Source organism: Microbulbifer sp. SE14 (genome assembly GCF_059834885.1).
Map to the genome: position 1 here is coordinate 324456 of NZ_JCBAJA010000001.1, position 16389 is coordinate 340844.

The window sequence follows — 16389 nt, forward strand, 5'->3', positions numbered from 1 at the left end:
CCTCCAGAACCAGCTCAGCGGACAGTCAAAAATGGGAGTTAAAACGTGTAGCTCACATCAATGCCCCATGTGCGTGGTCGGCCGATATTCCTCCACTGATCTTGTAAAAATACGACCCCATCGGCCTGGCGACGATCATAGTACGAAAATTCATCGAACAGATTATTAACATACAAAGAGACATCCCATTGGTAACCCGGTGACTGATAACCCAACCGCAGATTGCTCAGCTCGATAGATTCCGCATAGGGTGCATCGGGGTTCGTATCCGTTCGCATCTCGTCTTGATAGGAATAACTGTAGGTAATGTATGTATTAGCGGCGTTTGACAGGGGGTGGTTATAGGTCGCAATCAGAGAGGATGTCCAGGCGGGGGACCTGGAAGTCGGGCGACCAACATTTTCAGGCGCACTTTCATTTTCTTTAATCTCGGCATCCAGATAACCGAAATTCACGCTGATATCCCAGTTGTCCGTGGGCAGGAAGCGAATTTCAGCTTCAATACCACTCCCTTCGACTCTCCCAACATTTTCAACGATGAGTGCGGCTCCCTTCTGGATCAATTGCTGCTGATCTTTGAACTGATAAAAGAACGCGGATGCATTGACCTGCAATCGCTGATCCAACCAGAATGACTTAATGCCCAACTCGTAGCTGTCACTCGTTTCCGGATCTACCGTTTTAGGGACTCCACCAAATGCGGTGACATCCTGCCCTGAAAACCCAATAAATCCTGCATTTTCCGGAATCGCAAAGGAAAAGGAATCAATCCCACCGGACTTGTAACCCTGGGCATAGGAAGCATAGACACTCACATCACCGGTCAGCCGGTAATTCAACGCCCCACGCACTGTGGAATCGCCCCAGTCGTCCTTGGCTTTAACCGGGGCAGAGGTATACCCGATAAAGTTTGACCCCAGTACGTAGCCTTGATTTCCCGGGATGCTATTGGGGTCGGGAATGTAGCTACCCAATTCTTTCTCATCATAGGTATAGCGGGCGCCAACGGTGAGATCGAGTGCCTCAGTGATCGGTACGGTTGCATCTATGAATGACGACCAGCCCCAATATTCACCCTTGGTTTCTGAATATTCAGATTGAATAATGGTCTGGCCGTACAGGGGAGAACCGGGATCAAAGGCATTGCCGGCCATCAGGGTATCACTGCTTGCGGAGTAGGTATAAGCCTCCACCTTGGATTGATAATGACTGGCACCAAAGAGAATCAGCCAGTCATTCTCCATGTCATAGCTGAAGTGCACCTCTTGTTGAAAATAGTCACCATCAACATTCTGTATGAAAGGCCCCGACAGGGTTAAGTCCGCAACAGCGTTTGCGTCAAAATCCTCGGTATAGCGGCTGCTGTAGTGTCGGTAGCTGGAAAGCAGCTTCAATTCAAGCTGATCAGTGAAATCAACGTTGATGTCCGCGATCCAGTCATTAAAGCGAGTGTGGAAGAAAGGCCGCAAACTGGCTGCCACATCATAGCCGTCATAAGCACTCGCCAAGCTCAAATCAGCGGATGGATCCAACACATAGTCAGTCGCCGGGAAGCCGTAGATAAGTTCATCTTCAATTTTTGAAGTGGTCTGAGATATGTTTGGAATATCTGATCGCTCTTCGTAGACTGCAGTCACTATGATATCAGTCCTGTCACCTGCATAGCGCAAAGACGTTCTCGTCGACTCAACCTGGGTTGACCCAAGATCCTCGCCGGTGGCGACATTATTTAAGTAGCCGTCATTTTCATCGTATTTTCCGGCTGCTCGGAAATAGAGTTTACCTGTCAGCGGCACATTGATTACACCGGTATAGCTTTGTCGACCAAGACTTCCCAGCCCTGCATCCAAGTCAGCTTCAAAATCTTCAATCGGCTTGTTGCGAGTAACGCTGATGGCCCCGGCAATAGAGCTGCGGCCAAACAGGGCGCCGACGGGTCCCTTGATGACTTCAATGCGTTCGATATCATAGAACTCTCCAGCTTGAGTGCCTTCCTGATAAACCCCATCCACAAATACGCCGACATGGTTTTCAAAGCCATAACCAAATTGTTCTGAACCAAGTCCGCGAATGGCGATGCGTTCAGCCGTAGCGTAATCGGGAGCAGATACCAAACCCGGGGTATAGAGGAAAATATCATTGACATCCTCAAGATGGAGAGCCTTTATTGTGTTTTCCGAGAATGCCGATACAGACAGCGGCACCTCCTGCAGAGATTGTGCCCGCTTTTGTGCGGTTACGATCACCTCTTCAATGGTTCCGGACCTGACATCCTGGGCAATGGAGCACGCTGAGCCGATACCGAAAGCAATGGCTAGCGAAAGAGAGCTCTTCGGAAACTTTTTATTATCTCTGTTCATGATGTCGATTCCCTCTGGTTATGTTTATGACACTCACGGCTAGACTCGTTGAGCCCCCAATGGTTCTACTGTTGGATATCGGCACTTAATCACACAAAAAAAGTATGTCACACAATCTGTATTAGTAACTTACTAATATGTCGCAACTATTTTACGGCAAGTCATTCTGATCTAGACAGCTCCTGAAACGCTGCGGACAACGCCAACCACGATGCAGCTGGCGAGCCGACGTCTCGCCCTGATCACGCCTCCGCACCAGTCCGCAGCAACGGCTTGCCCCGCCTACCCAACATCAGCAGGGCAGTCGCGGCCAACAGCGCCCCCGAGGCCATCACCAAAGCCACCAGAGGCAGTGAATGGCCGCCGGCAAACAACAGGCCGGCGACAATCGGGCCCAGCGCCGCCCCGCCCCGGCCGACGCCGATGACCAGCCCGGTACCGCCTGCGCGGACCCGGGCAGGGAACGACTGGGCCAGTACTGCGTAGAGACCGACAATGGCGGCGTTGGTAAAGAAGCCTGCCAACGCGGCAAACAGGGACAACTGTTTGAGGTCCGCCGGAGCGAATCCAAATACCGTCACCATCACAAAGGCCAACACCAGGGCGCCCATTACCAGCGCACGCACACCAAACCGCTGTGTGAGCAGGCTCAGGACCAGGGCCCCGGTCGCGCCGCCAACATTTGCCCATACCAGCACGCCGCCGGCCATCGATGCCGCAAACCCCATATCTACGACAATTTTCGGGATCCATTTGAGTATGAAGTAGAAAGTCATGATGTGGGCGAAGTAGGCAAAGGTCAGCAACAGGGTTGTACGCAGCAGTGCCGGCGACAGCAGCTCCCGGAAACCGCTTACCGCCTCCGATTGCGGTACCGCCGGCAGGACAGCGACCGTCTTGTGCCCCATACGCGACAGCACAGCATTCACCTTATTCAGTGCCCGGGGCGGCCTTTGCTGGACCAGGTAATCCACGGATTCCGGCAGCCAGAACCATACCAGCGGCAGAAACAGCGAGGTTGCCAGGGCCCCGAACAGAAATACCGAACGCCAGTCAAAATGCGCCAGCAGCATCGAGGCGATGGAGCCGCCGATAATGGCCCCGAGCGGGTAACCGCCCGCCATCAGGGTTACAGCCAAGTGTCGCCGGCGGTTGTTGGAGAACTCCGCAGCCATGGCATTGGTGGCGGCAAGCATGCCGCCGATACCGATACCGGTCAGCATCCGGATTGCGGACAGGGTCACCACATCTCTGGCTATGGCGGCGAGGTACATGCCGATGCTCATCAGGACCAGGCAGCCGATGATGGCGTACCTGCGGCCGATGTGGTCCGCCAAATTGCCGAGCAGTACCGAACCCGCGGCCATGCCAATCAACTCCATTGACAAGACCAATCCCAGGGCCGCACGGTCTACCCCCCAATCCTGTGCGATCCCGGGCGCAGCAAAGCTAATAGCCAGTACGTCAAATCCATCCAGGGCATTGAGGAGGATGCACAGGGCAATCGCGACTATCTGCAGGCGGCTCATGGGAGACTCGGCGATAAGCTCCCGGGGATCAGCGGTATTCATTTGTTTTCTCTCTTATTGTTAGTAACGGGCTTCGTCTTGTCAGATTTTTTCAGGGCGCCTCTAAAAATTGCGACCATAGGGTGCGCCGTGCGCACCGAAAGGCCTGAAACCTGCGCCAGGCCTGGGGTGGTGCGCTCGGCGCACCCTACCGCAGGAAGCGGATTCGCCCATTTCTAGAGCCCCCTTCAGGCATTGCCTGACGCAAGCGATTCTGCGGGTGAGCCGCGTCTAGTCGTTCCACCAATATTTGTATGTATCAAATACATACTCAGCAGAAGTATCAACGCCGCCCTTTCCTCCTATTCACGCCCTTCGCGAAGCTTTCCGCCGGTCGGACTGGGGTCAGCCGGCCCCCAGGATATCCAGGTACCGGATCAGGTCCCGCAGCTGCCTGTCGCTCAGGCGCCGCTTGAAGGCGTCATCGGATTTCCGCACCTTTTTTTCGATCGCGGTGATCTCCCTCCTGCCCTTGGTAGTCAGATACAGGGCGTGGCGGCGGCGATCGACCGGGGATTTTTTCCTCTCCACCAGGCCCGCCTTCTCCAGCTTGTCCATGATGGCCATGGTGGAGGCGCGATCCATGTTCAGCGCCTCGCCGATAACACCCTGAGACATGCCTTCATTCTCGGCCACCAGGGTAAAAACACTGTACTGCACCGGTGTCATATCGACACTCTGGACAAAATCGCGGTAAATCCTGCGCTCCACCATGCGGATGCGGAATCCCAGTTTGTCCTCCAGCGTGCTGCGATCCACCGGGCCGTCCGGGTCCACAACAGGCCCCTGCCCCGATGTCGGTTTAGCTGCGGTCTGTGCCATGTGTACTTCCTATTGCTGTGTGCTCCGCACCAGACTATACCCTCCACAATTCGGAGTGTCTCGCCGACTGGGCATCTATCCGCCGACTCCGAGGGCCCGCGCCAGTTCAATCAATTGCGATTTCAACGCCTTTCCCGAGCCTGTTCGCGGTATCCTGTCGACAACAATGAAATCCCTCGGCATCTTGTAGCGGGCCAGCTTTTCCCGGCAGTGAGTGCGGATCTCCTCCTCGCAGACTTCCGCACCCGCCGCCACGACAAACGCCACACCACTTTCACCCCAGGTGGCATCGGGCATTCCCACCACCGCGGCCTCCGCCACCGCCGGCAGTTGCAGAATTACCGCCTCCACTTCTGCGGGGTAGACATTCTCACCGCCAGAGATATACATATCTTTCTTGCGGTCGACGATATAGCAGAACCCCTCGTCGTCGATGCGCGCTATATCACCGGTCCTGAACCAGCCGTCCGCAAAGGCCCGCTCCGTCAGCTGCGCCTGTTTCCAATAGCCCCTGGCAATACCCGGCCCGCGCAGCCACAATTCACCCGGCTCTCCCACGGTGACCGGCTCGCCATCGGCACCGGCGATACGCACCTCAAGGCCGATATAGGGCAGGCCACAGGAGCCTGCCTTATCGATGATCCGCTGGCGATCGCTGACCGGCATACCGAAATTCGAGCCGGTCTCGGTCATGCCGAAGCCGTCGGACATGGGAATACCCGCATTGACGAAACGCGCTATCTGCGCGGCGGGATTCGGTGCACCGCCGGTGGCGTAGACCTGCAGCCCTTGCAGTTTCTGCGGGGCGAAGTCCGGGTGGTGCCACAGCATCTGCGCCATCTGCGGTACGGAAAAATAGTGACTGACTGCCAGTTCGGGATCGGCAAGCCGCTGCAATGTAGTGCCGGCGTCGAAGCTGCCGGAAATGAGTACACAGGCGCCCGCCAGCAGCGGCGCGCGCGCATTGGTGACCAGTCCGGCGGTGTGGAACAGGGGCATGTCACACAGGAAAACACTCTGAGCACAGACGCCGTTGCCGAGGTTGAAATTCAGGTTGCTCCAGAAGACATTCGCCTCGCTGAGCATGACGCCCTTAGGCGCGCCGCTGGTGCCAGAGGTGTACAGCAGGGTGGAGACGTCGTCGAAGGTCCGCCGCGCACTCTCCCCGGCCAGTGGGGGACACTTCTGCGTCAGCTCCACCAGATCGCACAATTCATATACTTCGCCGCCGAAATCCGGCAGGTCGAACTCATTATCTCGAAACACGATGGACGGCTCGGCATCCGCCAGCAGCGCCGCCACCTCCGTACCGGAGAGACGCCAATTGAAAGGCACGAAGACCGCGCCGGCGCGGACACAGGCCAGGTTCAGCAGCAGCATTTCCGCCCGGTTGCGCGCCAGCGTGACCACACGGGCACCGCTGGCCGCACCGAGACACGCCACCAACCAGGTCGCCGCCCTGTCGATCGCCAGATCCAGCTCGCCGTAACTCCAGCGCCGGCCGCTGTCCAGATCCACGCAGGCCGGCGCATCGGGACAGGCGCGGGCATGGGTCCGAACGGCATCCAATGGTTTCATCGCCACACAAGTCTCCGTTTATCTTTATTCTGTGTGCGTAACTACTCTTCCCTCCCCCGCTTGCAGGGGGAGGGGGCCTCGATCCCCCCTCTCCCTAACCCTCTCCCCCAAGGGGGAGAGGGGACTGTCGGGGTGAGTAGTTACCTGTGCGCACCACTTCAATTCAGTGCTCGCGGGGCGTCCCCGGCCCCCGAAAGCATCAGGCCTTGGACCTATCGTAGGCGCCCAGGCCCGGCTTGTAGCGCTTCTCGTCGATAAACTGACGGATACCCTCTTTGCGGCCGTCGTTGTCGAAACTGTTGGCCGCCTCCTGGGCGCGCACGAGATAGTCCTCGGCGTTGTCGAAGGTCATCTCGCGCACGCGGCGCACGGCGTCCTTGGTGGCCTTCAGGGCGATGGGGTTTTTCTCCATCAGTACGCAGGCGACTTCGGTAACGCGCTTTTTCAGCTCTGCCAGCGGCAGCGCCTCGTTGACCAGGCCCCACTCGGCGGCCTTGCGACCGTCGATATTCTCTCCCATCATGGCGTGGTACATCGCATTGCGGAAGCTCAGCAGTTCCACCGCTATCTTGCTGGCGCCGCCGCCCGGCAGTATGCCCCAGTTGATTTCGCTGAGACCAAACTGGGCCTCCTCGGCGGCAAAGGCGAGATCGCAGCCGAACAGCGGGCCGTAGGCGCCGCCAAAACACCAGCCGTTGACCATGGCGATGGTCGGCTTCTGGTACCAGCGCAGGCGCCGCCACCAGCCGTAGGACTCGCGCTGCGCTTGGCGCACCGCGCCCAGGCCGCGGGCCTCGGTCTCGCGGAAATATTCCTTCAGATCCATACCCGCGGACCAGGCGGTGCCCTCGCCGCCGAGGACCAGCACCCCGACATCGTCGCGGAACTCGAGTTCGTCCAACACCCGCATCATCTGCCGGTTCAGCGCCGGGCTCATGCAGTTGCGCTTTTCCGGGCGGTTCAGGTTCACCCAGGCGATACCCTCTTCGACGGTCCAGGCGACCGTATCCTGCTCTGCTCTTGCTGTTGTCATGTCTACTCCAACTACCTGAATACGGTTAAAGAATTTCGAAAACTCATCTGCTCGCGCGGACTCAGATCGGATAGCGCCCCGGTTCCGTCTCGGCGGTAATCCAGCGCAGTTCGGTGAACTGGTCGATGCCCGCCTTGCCGCCGAAGCGTCCGTAGCCGGAAGCGCCCATACCGCCGAAGGGCATCTGCGCCTCGTCGTGTACCGTGGGCCCATTGATATGGCACATGCCCGCGCGGATCTGCCGGGCCACCCGCAGTCCGCGGGCGGTATCGCGAGTGAAGACCGAGGAGGACAGGCCGAAGTCGCTGTCGTTGGCGATACGGATCGCATCCGCTTCATCCTCCGCGCGGATCACCGCCACCACCGGGCCGAAACTCTCGTCCCAGTAGATGCGCATATCCACCGCCACGCCATCGATCACAGTGGCCGGCATGATCACGCTGTCGGCTTTGCCACCGGCGGCCAGGGCGGCGCCCTTGGCCAGGGCGTCGTCGATCAGGCCGTTCACATGGTCGACCGTTTTCCTGTCCACCACGGCGCCCAGGGGTGTCTGCCCCTCGCGCGGATCCCCCGCCGCCATGGTTTTAACCTTGGCGGCAAATCTGGACATAAACTCGTCCGCCACCGACTCCACCACGATCAGGCGCTCGGTGGACATGCAGATCTGCCCCTGGTTGAGGAAGGACCCGAAGGCCGCCGCCGCCACCGCCTGGTCCAGGTCGGCGTCTTCCAATACCAATAGCGGCGCCTTGCCGCCCAATTCCAGCAGGCAGGGCTTCAACTGCTCGGCCGCGCGCCTGGCGATAATACGCCCGACCTCGGTGGAGCCGGTAAAGTTGATGCGCTTCACCGCCGGGTGATCGATCAGGGCACCGACCACATCGGCGGCATCCTCCGGCGCATTGGTCACCACATTGACCACGCCCTCAGGGAAATCCGCCTCGGCGAAGGCCTCGACAATCAGCCCCTGGGTGCGCGGACAGATTTCCGACGCCTTGAGGATCACGCTGTTGCCGCAGGCCAGGGCCACGGCAATGGCGCGCACCGCCAGAATGATCGGCGCATTCCAGGGGGCAATGCCCAGCACCACGCCGACCGGCTGGCGCACCGCCATGGACAGGCAGCCCGGCTTGTCCGACGGAATCACCTCCCCGCCCACCTGGGTGGTCAGCGCCGCCGCCTCGCGCACCATGCTGGCGGCCAGCTGCAGGTTGAACAGCGCCCAACCCTCGGTGGCCCCTATCTCGTTCATCATGGCCTCGACAAAGGCCTCGCGTCGCGCCTCCAGCTGCGCGGCCGCCTGCATCAGGACACTGCGCCGGGCGTTGGGCCCCAATGCCGCCCAGGCGGGAAAGGCCGCCTGGGCGCGCTCGGCCACCGCCACGGCCTCGTCCGCCTGCATCGCCGGCGCGCTGCTGGCGACGGCGCCGGTCAGTGGATTGATTCGCTCGAATTTCATAGTGACTCTCCCCTTATCGCTTTTATTGGTTGCCAATCCGTACTCGATAGCGACTGGCGCTCTGACTGCAATTGCCTTTCCGGTTCTATATCGCGGGGCACTATTTGCACCGCCGGATTAAGTATGTATCTTTAATAGTATGTTACACATACTATTTGCGCAAACGACCAGAAATCAACACCGGCGTCGACCCCGCCACCCGGCCTCGCTAGAGCGGCAGCCCCACATAGTTCTCGGCGATGGCGAGCCGTGCGGCGCGGGACGAGGCGATGTAGTCCAGCTCCGCGACCTGCATGCGCCGGTCGAAGGGGGTGTCTTCCGGGAATCGGTGCATCAGTCGCGTCAGCGACCAGGAAAAGCGCTCCGATTTCCACACCCGGGCGAGGGCCCGCTCGGAGTACTGGTCGATTCCCCGGTCGTCGCCGCGATTGAAAAAATCGATCATCCCTTCGGACAGATAGGCGATATCCGACGCGGCCAGGTTCAACCCCTTGGCACCGGTGGGCGGCACTATATGCGCCGCGTCCCCGGCCAGAAAGAGGCTGCCGTAGCGCATGGGCTCGTACACATAGGAACGCAGCGGCGCGATGGACTTTTCCAGCGCCGGCCCGCGAGTGATATTGGCGGCCGTTTGGGGACCCAGGCGCAGCGCCAGCTCATCCCACAGGCGCTCGTCAGGCCAATCTTCGAGTCTCTCATCGAGGGACACCTGAATGTAATAGCGGCTGCGGGTATTGGAGCGCATAGAAGCCAGGGCAAAACCGCGCGCATGATTGGCGTAGATCAGCTCGTCGTGGCAGGGGGGTACATCGGCGAGGATACCCAGCCAGCCAAAAGGATAAACGCGCTCGAACTCTCGCCCGACACCCGCAGGTATGGTCCTGCGGGACGGCCCGTGAAATCCGTCGCAGCCCACAATAAAGCGCGCGTCCAGGCGCTCGCTCTCTCCCCCTTTGGCGAAAGTGATATAGGGCTTATCGGAGTCGACGCCATGCAGTTCGACGTTCTCCACGGACCAGAGAATTTCCAGCCCGCGCTCCGTCGCCGCGGCAATCAGGTCCCGGGTCATTTCCGTCTGCCCGTAAACCATCACCTGTTTTCCGGTCAGTTCCGCGATATCGATATGAATCAGGCGCTCGCCGTCCGCCAGACAGAAACCGTCGTGAGGCAGGCCTTCGGCGTGCATGCGGCCACTGATGTCGAGACGGTCGAGGATATCCGTGGTGGTGCGCTCCAGCACGCCGGCGCGAATACGGCCCTCGACATGGGCGCGGGACTGCCGCTCCAGAATCATGCAGTCAATGCCCGCCCGGCGCAACAGATGACCGAACATCAGGCCCGCGGGACCGGAACCGATAATTGCAACCTGGGTTTTCATGACTGCCTCCACTTTTATTTTCTTCGCGCGACAATACCCTTTCCGCCGCTGAGACAAGCTATTTTCCGCAGCCAGCCCGCGAACTTAAGGCACGTTAGATTGGAAAAACTGGACTTTTCGATGATCCGAAAAGAAACAGGCACTTTTTCGGCCGGGGGATTTCGCTAATGGTCCAAACCCAGACAAACGCACCGGTATTTCACCTGTACGGGGAAATTCACAGCTGGCCCACGCCGGACCTGATTCACTGCGAATCCATTTCCAGCCGCAGCCAATTGCACGGCTGGAAAATAAAACCCCACCGGCACAGCGATCTGCTGCAGCTGCTTTTCTTGCGCGCGGGACGGGCCGACGCTGAACTGGACGGCAGTGTCCACCCCCTGCAGTCGGCCACCCTGGTGCTGGTTCCGGCCATGTGTATTCACGGCTTTCAGTTTTCGAAAGATGTCAGCGGCGAAGTCATTACCCTGGCAACTCCCCTCGCCAGGCAGCTGGCGGCGCGCCAGCCTCTGCTGCAGCCGTTGCTGCGCGAGGCCGCGCTCTTCCCGCTCGACAGCCTGTGTCAAAAATTCGAGACACTGGTCGGGGAAATTGCCGCAGAGTACGCGCGCCCCGCCCCGGGGCGCGAACTGGTGTTGGAATCCCTGGTCGGCACTTTGTTGACATGGCTCGCCCGCTTGAATACCGGCTCCGCGGCGATCGGCGGGCTACCGGCGGACCGCGGCGGCCAGCACCTGCTGCGCTTTTCACGCCTGGTCGAAAGGGAATACCGGGCGCACCGCCCCATCGACTTTTATGCGGAGCGGATCGGCATTACGCCGGCACATCTCAATGCCCTGTGCCGGCGCCTGGCCGATCGCTCGGCCCTGCAGATTATTCACGAACGTCTGCTGCTGGAAGCCAAGCGCGTGCTTATCTACACGGCCATGACCATCAACCAGGTATCCGACAGCCTCGGATTTTCCGAACCGGCCTATTTCACCCGCTTTTTCAAGCGACTCACAGGCCTCTCGCCGCGGGCGTTCCGCGGACAACAACTGCAAACGGAGCAGAGAGAAAATGATTGATCACCGCATCAAGCTTCGCCACCTGCAGTGCTTTCTCGAGGCCGATCGGCAGAAAGGTATCGCCAGGGCGGCGGAAAAGCTGGCACTGACGCAACCGGCGGTTTCCAAGTCGATTCGGGAACTGGAGGATATTCTCGGCACCCGACTGATGACCCGCGGCAAGAATGGCGTGGCGCTGACCAGTTTTGGGGAAGTGTTCCGCAGCTACGCCAAGCAGAGCCTGGCCGCACTCCGGCAGGGGGTCGACAGTATCGTCCAGGCCCGGACCTTTACCGCCGAGAGTCTCGCCATAGGCGCGCTGCCGACGGTGGCCGCCAGTATCATGCCGCAGGCTGTTGAGCACTTCCGCGCGTCGGGCGCGCGCGCCAACCTGCGCCTGATTTCCGGACCCAACACACACCTGCTGGAGCAGTTGCGCGTCGGCGACCTGGATCTGGTGATCGGCCGCCTGGCGGAGCCGCGCAAAATGGCCGGTTTGAGTTTTACCCAGGTCTACTCGGAGAAAATGACCTGGGTCGTGCGCCCCGGCCATCCCCTCCTGAAACAGCCCCGCTTCGACGCGGAAAAAATCATCGCCTACCCGCTGCTGGTACCGACGGCGGACTCCATCACCCGCAGCAGTTTCGATCAGTGGCTGATCGCCAGCGGCATTGCGGAAATCCCCGATCGCATCGAAACCGTCTCCTCCTCGTTTGGTCGCGCCTATGTACGGAGGAGTGACGCTATCTGGGTGATTTCACGGGGTGTGGTCGAAGTGGATATCGACGAGGGCAACCTGGCGGAACTCCCCGCGGATATGGCGGACACCAGCGGTGCCGTCGGGCTGACGACCCGCGCCGGTGCAGACCTGCCCGCTGCGGTGCAGCTGTTTATGAGTTCGGTGCGCCATGTGGCAATGGAAAAAATCTGACAGGCATAACGAGAACTTATGGATAGGCCCGAAAAATTCATTTTACATAAAAAATGCCGTTGCTTAGCTTGTCATTAATTTGAAACAGCGGTGGACGGGAGTATTTCCATGCAGGTTGTCGACGCCGGCGGCGTAGCTATCCACTATCGCGACGAGGGGCCGAGAGAGGCGCTGGCGCTGGCGTTTATCAATTCCCTCGGCACCGACTTGCGCAGCTGGGACGCGATCGTAAAGCAGCTGGCAGAGCAGTTCCGTTGCATCCGCTACGACAAACGCGGGCACGGTCTGTCCGCTGCACCGGAAGCGCCCTACAGCATCGGCGACCACGCCGGCGATCTGGCCGCGCTGATGGATGCTCTGCAGGTGGACGCGGCAGTTCTTTGCGGCCTTTCCGTCGGCGGCATGATCGCGATGAAATTTGCACAGCGGCACCCCGACAGGGTCAGGGCCCTGGTGCTGGCGGATACGGCACACAAAATCGGCACAGTGGAGATGTGGCAAGAGCGTATGAATGCCATTGCCGCCGGCGGACTGGAGAGCGTCGCCGACCCGATTCTGGAGCGCTGGTTTACCTGCGCCTACCGACAGCAACAACAGTCGGCACTGACCGCCTGGCGAAACATGCTCTGCCGCACACCGGTGGCGGGCTATCTCGGCACCTGCGCGGCCATCCGCGATGCGGACCTCACGGGATCGGCGAGGGATATCGCCGTACCGACGCTCTGTCTCTGCGGCGGCGAGGACGGCGCTACGCCGCCGTCCCTGGTGCAATCCCTGGCGGCGCTGGTGCCCGGCGCCACATTCAGAATCATCGAGGGCGCCGGTCATATTCCCTTTGTGGAACAACCGCAGCGCTTTGTCGAACAACTGCAATCATTTTTCGAAGGAAACCGTCTTGAAGGAAACCACCTTGTCTGAAACACGCTATCGAGCGGGAATGAAAGTTCGCCGCGCCGTACTCGGCGATGCCCATGTCAACAGAGCGAACGCCAGGGCCACCAGCCTGGACCGGGATTTCCAGCGCTATATCGCCGAGGCGGCCTGGGGTTCCGTGTGGTCCCGGCAGGGCCTGACCCGGCGCGAGCGCAGCATGATCACCATCGCCATGCTGGCCAGCCTCGGCCACGAGGAAGAACTGGCGATGCACCTGCGCGCCGCCATCGACAATACCGGCACCTCACTGGACGACATCCGGGAGGTGCTGTTGCAGGTGGGCGTCTATTCCGGCGTTCCCCACGCCAACACCGCCTTCAAGATTGCCAAGGAAGTGCTCGGACAGGAAATCAGGCGCGCGGAAACAACGGAAACTGCCTGAGCAGAAAGCGCGTGGAAAAATCCGCAGAAATAAATGAGAGTTGCAAAAATGGCCTACAACCCCCGCGACCGGGAACAGCACCCGGCGCAGATTCACCCGGACTACAAATCGAGCCTGCTGCGCGGCCCCACCCGCGAGCCGCTTCCCATTGCGCCACTGGCATCGGAGCTGACAGGCCCGGCATTCAACCGGGATATGCTCGGGGAACTCGACAGCGACCTGACCAGGAACGGCCGCAAGAACGGCGAGCCGCTCGGCGAGCGCATGGTGGTACACGGGCGGGTGCTGGACGAAAACAGCAGCCCCATCCCCCACACCCTGATCGAGATCTGGCAGGCGAACGCGGCGGGGCGCTATATCCACAAGGTGGACCAGCACGATGCCCCCATTGACCCCAACTTTCTCGGTGCCGGCCGGGCCGTCACCGATGCCGAGGGGCGCTACCGCTTTTACACGATCAAACCCGGGGCCTATCCCTGGGGCAACCACCACAATGCCTGGCGACCCAACCATATTCACTTCTCCCTGTTCGGCCCGTCGATCGCGACCCGGCTGGTCACCCAGATGTATTTTCCCGGCGACCCGCTGCTGGAACTGGACCCCATCTACCAGGGCGTGCCCGCCGCTGCACGCGAGCGCCTGGTCGCGCGTTTCGATATCGAGGCCACCGAAGCGGAATTCGCCCTCGGCTACCGATTCGACATAGTCCTGCGCGGCGCAGCCGCCACCCCCATGGATGAAAAAAAAGGGGAAGGAAAAAACTGGGAGGGTAGAAAATGAGCCTCAAACAGACCCCGTCGCAGACGGTGGGCCCCTACTTCGCCTACGGCCTGACACCGCAGCAGTACGGCTACGATTTTCGCAGCATTTTCGCTAACCGCATCGACGGCGACGGCGAGCGCATCGCACTGAGCGGCCGCGTTTTTGACGGCAAGGGGGAAGCGGTCAACGATGCCATGATCGAAATCTGGCAGGCCGACGCCCGGGGGCAATATCAGGGCGGCGGTTTTGCGCGTGTCGGCACCGGCACAGACCCGCAGTGCCGTTTCCGTTTCGAAACCTTCAAGCCCGCTTCGATAGACGAAGCGCAGGCGCCGCATATCTGCGTACTGGTATTTATGCGCGGCCTGCTGCTGCACAACTATACCCGCGTCTATTTTTCCGACGAGGCCGTGGCCAACGAACGCGACCCGGTCCTGAACAGCGTGCCGGGCGAACGCCGCGGCACCCTGATTGCCGAGCGCTGCGACACGCCAGACGGCCCCGCCTACCGCTTCGATATCCATATGCAGGGCGAGCGGGAAACGGTTTTCTTCGACGTATAACACCGTCCTGAATCCGTGACTTCATGACCGCTTTTTTGGGAAGAGTCTCTATGAAAATTGCTCCTCAGATTTCAGCGCAAGAAGCCGCGCGGAAGATCAACAGCGGCGATGTGCTGATCGTCGGCGGCTTCGGCATGACCGGCACCCCGGTGCACCTGCTGCACGCCATCGCCGAAACCGACACTAGCGACCTCACCTGTATCGGCAACAATGTCGGCGAGACAGGTCTCGGCGGCGGTCGCCTGCTGCGCAACGGCCAGCTCAAAAAGGCAGTTGGCTCCTACTTCACCAGCAACCGCGAAGCGGTCGCCGCCGCCCAGAGCGGCGCCATTGAAGTGGAACTGCTGCCCCAGGGCACCCTGGCCGAGGCCATCCGCGCCGGCGGCGCCGGCATCGGCGGTTTCTTCACTCCTACAAGTGCCGGCACACCGCTGGCAGAGGGACGCGAGACCCGGATCATCGACGGCACCGAGATGGTCTATGTCCCGGCGCTACGCGGCAATGTCGCACTGGTGCGCGCCTGGCGCGCCGACACCGCCGGCAACCTCCAGTACCGGATGACGGAAAACAACTTCAACCAGGCCGCGGCCACGGCCGCCGACCTGGTGATCGCCGAAGTCGAGGAAATCGTCCCCGTCGGGGCGCTGGATCCCAACCAGGTGCACACTCCCGGCTGCTTCGTCGACTACCTGGTGCAGGCCAGCCTCTGCGAGGAAAACCTGGGTTCCTCGGCCTCGGTATCCGCGAGCCTGAAAAAAGTCGACGCGCAGCGCCTGAATATGGCGCGGGCGGCACTGGCCGAACTGCGCCGCGGCGATATCGTCAACCTGGGCATCGGCATTCCCACCCTGGTCGCAGACCTGCTCGATGCCTCCAGCGGCATCATCATGCACACCGAAAACGGCATGCTGGGTGTCGGCCCGGAACCCGAATCCGGCGGCGCCATGGACTACCCGGTGAACGCCGGCAAGATCCCGGTGACCGCCCTGCCCGGCGCCAGCTATTTCGACAGCGCCACCTCCTTCGCCATGATCCGCGGCGGCCACGTGGACGTGGCGATCATGGGCGGCCTGCAGGTGGACGAGTGCGGCAACCTGGCCAACTGGGCCGTGCCCGGCAAACCGCTGCTCGGCGTCGGCGGCGCCATGGATCTCGCCTCCGGCGCGGACCGGCTGATCATCACCATGACCCACTGCAACAGGGACGGCAGCTCCAAAGTGGTGCCCCGCTGCGACCTGCCGCTGACGGCCGCCGGGGTCGTGGATGTACTGATTACCGAGCTGGCGGTTTTCCGCTTCGGGGAATCCGGCATGCAGCTGGTCAAGCTGATGCCCGGCGCCACTTTGGATCAGGTCGAGGAAAAAACCGCGGCCAAATTTACGGTTGCGCTCGAAGAAACCGCCGCAGTGGAAGGCTGAACAAAATCACAACCGTTCAACCGGCTGGACCGAAAAGAAAACGAAAGTTCAATGCGAAGGGCCCTGATACCGGGGGCCTTTTGCGGGACTGTCTGCGAGAGGGACCTCGCAGACAAGCCTACAGGGATGTATCCACGGCGTGTCCCGCAAAAGGCC

The 16389-nt window shown here is 60.5% G+C and carries 14 protein-coding genes; 7 read left to right on the forward strand and 7 right to left on the reverse strand.

Annotated features, from left to right (window positions below; all coding sequences use genetic code 11):
* Positions 1-38: 38 nt before the first annotated feature.
* The 7 genes from AC6R19_RS01365 to pobA form a co-directional block, all read right to left on the reverse strand.
* Positions 39-2360, reverse strand: a complete 2322-nt coding sequence (locus AC6R19_RS01365; protein ID WP_500577682.1) for a TonB-dependent receptor — start codon at positions 2358-2360, stop codon at positions 39-41.
* Positions 2361-2602: 242 nt separating this feature from the next.
* Positions 2603-3889 carry an MFS transporter gene (locus tag AC6R19_RS01370; RefSeq protein WP_500577683.1) on the reverse strand — a complete coding sequence of 429 codons (1287 nt, stop codon included), beginning with the start codon at positions 3887-3889 and terminating at the stop codon, positions 2603-2605.
* A gap of 384 nt (positions 3890-4273) precedes the next feature.
* Positions 4274-4750: a MarR family winged helix-turn-helix transcriptional regulator gene (locus AC6R19_RS01375; RefSeq protein WP_500577684.1), complete on the reverse strand. Its 477-nt coding sequence runs from the start codon at positions 4748-4750 to the stop codon at positions 4274-4276.
* Positions 4751-4825: 75 nt separating this feature from the next.
* A complete protein-coding gene (locus AC6R19_RS01380; protein ID WP_500577715.1) occupies positions 4826-6328 on the reverse strand; it encodes an AMP-binding protein in 1503 nt (500 codons plus the stop codon).
* Between the two features lie 199 nt (positions 6329-6527).
* On the reverse strand, positions 6528-7361 hold the full coding sequence (locus AC6R19_RS01385) for a p-hydroxycinnamoyl CoA hydratase/lyase (RefSeq protein WP_500577685.1): 834 nt from the start codon (positions 7359-7361) through the stop codon (positions 6528-6530).
* A gap of 61 nt (positions 7362-7422) precedes the next feature.
* Positions 7423-8820: an aldehyde dehydrogenase gene (locus AC6R19_RS01390; protein ID WP_500577686.1), complete on the reverse strand. Its 1398-nt coding sequence runs from the start codon at positions 8818-8820 to the stop codon at positions 7423-7425.
* 208 nt (positions 8821-9028) lie between these two features.
* Positions 9029-10198 (reverse strand): 4-hydroxybenzoate 3-monooxygenase, encoded by a 1170-nt coding sequence (gene pobA, locus AC6R19_RS01395; RefSeq protein WP_500577687.1) that lies wholly within the window; start codon positions 10196-10198, stop codon positions 9029-9031.
* A gap of 167 nt (positions 10199-10365) precedes the next feature.
* Here pobA and AC6R19_RS01400 point away from each other — a divergent pair, with 167 nt between their 5' ends.
* The 7 genes from AC6R19_RS01400 (at position 10366) to AC6R19_RS01430 (ending at position 16233) form a co-directional block, all read left to right on the forward strand.
* Positions 10366-11265: a helix-turn-helix domain-containing protein gene (locus tag AC6R19_RS01400; protein WP_500577688.1), complete on the forward strand. Its 900-nt coding sequence runs from the start codon at positions 10366-10368 to the stop codon at positions 11263-11265.
* Positions 11258-12175, forward strand: a complete 918-nt coding sequence (pcaQ, locus tag AC6R19_RS01405; protein ID WP_500577689.1) for a pca operon transcription factor PcaQ — start codon at positions 11258-11260, stop codon at positions 12173-12175. Before AC6R19_RS01400 ends, pcaQ begins: the two co-directional genes overlap by 8 nt.
* Before the next feature lie 108 nt (positions 12176-12283).
* Positions 12284-13093, forward strand: a complete 810-nt coding sequence (gene pcaD / locus AC6R19_RS01410) for a 3-oxoadipate enol-lactonase (RefSeq protein ID WP_500577690.1) — start codon at positions 12284-12286, stop codon at positions 13091-13093.
* Positions 13086-13490, forward strand: a complete 405-nt coding sequence (pcaC, locus tag AC6R19_RS01415; RefSeq protein ID WP_500577691.1) for a 4-carboxymuconolactone decarboxylase — start codon at positions 13086-13088, stop codon at positions 13488-13490. Before pcaD ends, pcaC begins: the two co-directional genes overlap by 8 nt.
* A gap of 33 nt (positions 13491-13523) precedes the next feature.
* Positions 13524-14270 carry a protocatechuate 3,4-dioxygenase subunit beta gene (gene pcaH / locus AC6R19_RS01420; RefSeq protein WP_500577692.1) on the forward strand — a complete coding sequence of 249 codons (747 nt, stop codon included), beginning with the start codon at positions 13524-13526 and terminating at the stop codon, positions 14268-14270.
* Positions 14267-14815: a protocatechuate 3,4-dioxygenase subunit alpha gene (gene pcaG / locus AC6R19_RS01425; RefSeq protein WP_500577693.1), complete on the forward strand. Its 549-nt coding sequence runs from the start codon at positions 14267-14269 to the stop codon at positions 14813-14815. Before pcaH ends, pcaG begins: the two co-directional genes overlap by 4 nt.
* 50 nt (positions 14816-14865) lie before the next feature.
* Complete coding sequence (locus AC6R19_RS01430) at positions 14866-16233, forward strand: 3-oxoacid CoA-transferase (RefSeq protein ID WP_500577694.1); 1368 nt, start codon at positions 14866-14868, stop codon at positions 16231-16233.
* The last annotated feature ends 156 nt before the right edge of the window (positions 16234-16389 follow it).

What these genes read in the sequence shown, in the direction of transcription:
- AC6R19_RS01365 (WP_500577682.1), bottom strand. Translation starts at nt 2,360, where the DNA reads ATGAACAGAGATAATAAAAAGTTTCCGAAGAGCTCTCTTTCGCTAGCC.
- AC6R19_RS01370 (WP_500577683.1), bottom strand. Translation starts at nt 3,889, where the DNA reads ATGAGCCGCCTGCAGATAGTCGCGATTGCCCTGTGCATCCTCCTCAAT.
- AC6R19_RS01375 (WP_500577684.1), bottom strand. Translation starts at nt 4,750, where the DNA reads ATGGCACAGACCGCAGCTAAACCGACATCGGGGCAGGGGCCTGTTGTG.
- AC6R19_RS01380 (WP_500577715.1), bottom strand. Translation starts at nt 6,328, where the DNA reads ATGAAACCATTGGATGCCGTTCGGACCCATGCCCGCGCCTGTCCCGAT.
- AC6R19_RS01385 (WP_500577685.1), bottom strand. Translation starts at nt 7,361, where the DNA reads ATGACAACAGCAAGAGCAGAGCAGGATACGGTCGCCTGGACCGTCGAA.
- AC6R19_RS01390 (WP_500577686.1), bottom strand. Translation starts at nt 8,820, where the DNA reads ATGAAATTCGAGCGAATCAATCCACTGACCGGCGCCGTCGCCAGCAGC.
- pobA (WP_500577687.1), bottom strand. Translation starts at nt 10,198, where the DNA reads ATGAAAACCCAGGTTGCAATTATCGGTTCCGGTCCCGCGGGCCTGATG.
- AC6R19_RS01400 (WP_500577688.1), top strand. Translation starts at nt 10,366, where the DNA reads ATGGTCCAAACCCAGACAAACGCACCGGTATTTCACCTGTACGGGGAA.
- pcaQ (WP_500577689.1), top strand. Translation starts at nt 11,258, where the DNA reads ATGATTGATCACCGCATCAAGCTTCGCCACCTGCAGTGCTTTCTCGAG.
- pcaD (WP_500577690.1), top strand. Translation starts at nt 12,284, where the DNA reads ATGCAGGTTGTCGACGCCGGCGGCGTAGCTATCCACTATCGCGACGAG.
- pcaH (WP_500577692.1), top strand. Translation starts at nt 13,524, where the DNA reads ATGAGAGTTGCAAAAATGGCCTACAACCCCCGCGACCGGGAACAGCAC.
- pcaG (WP_500577693.1), top strand. Translation starts at nt 14,267, where the DNA reads ATGAGCCTCAAACAGACCCCGTCGCAGACGGTGGGCCCCTACTTCGCC.
- AC6R19_RS01430 (WP_500577694.1), top strand. Translation starts at nt 14,866, where the DNA reads ATGAAAATTGCTCCTCAGATTTCAGCGCAAGAAGCCGCGCGGAAGATC.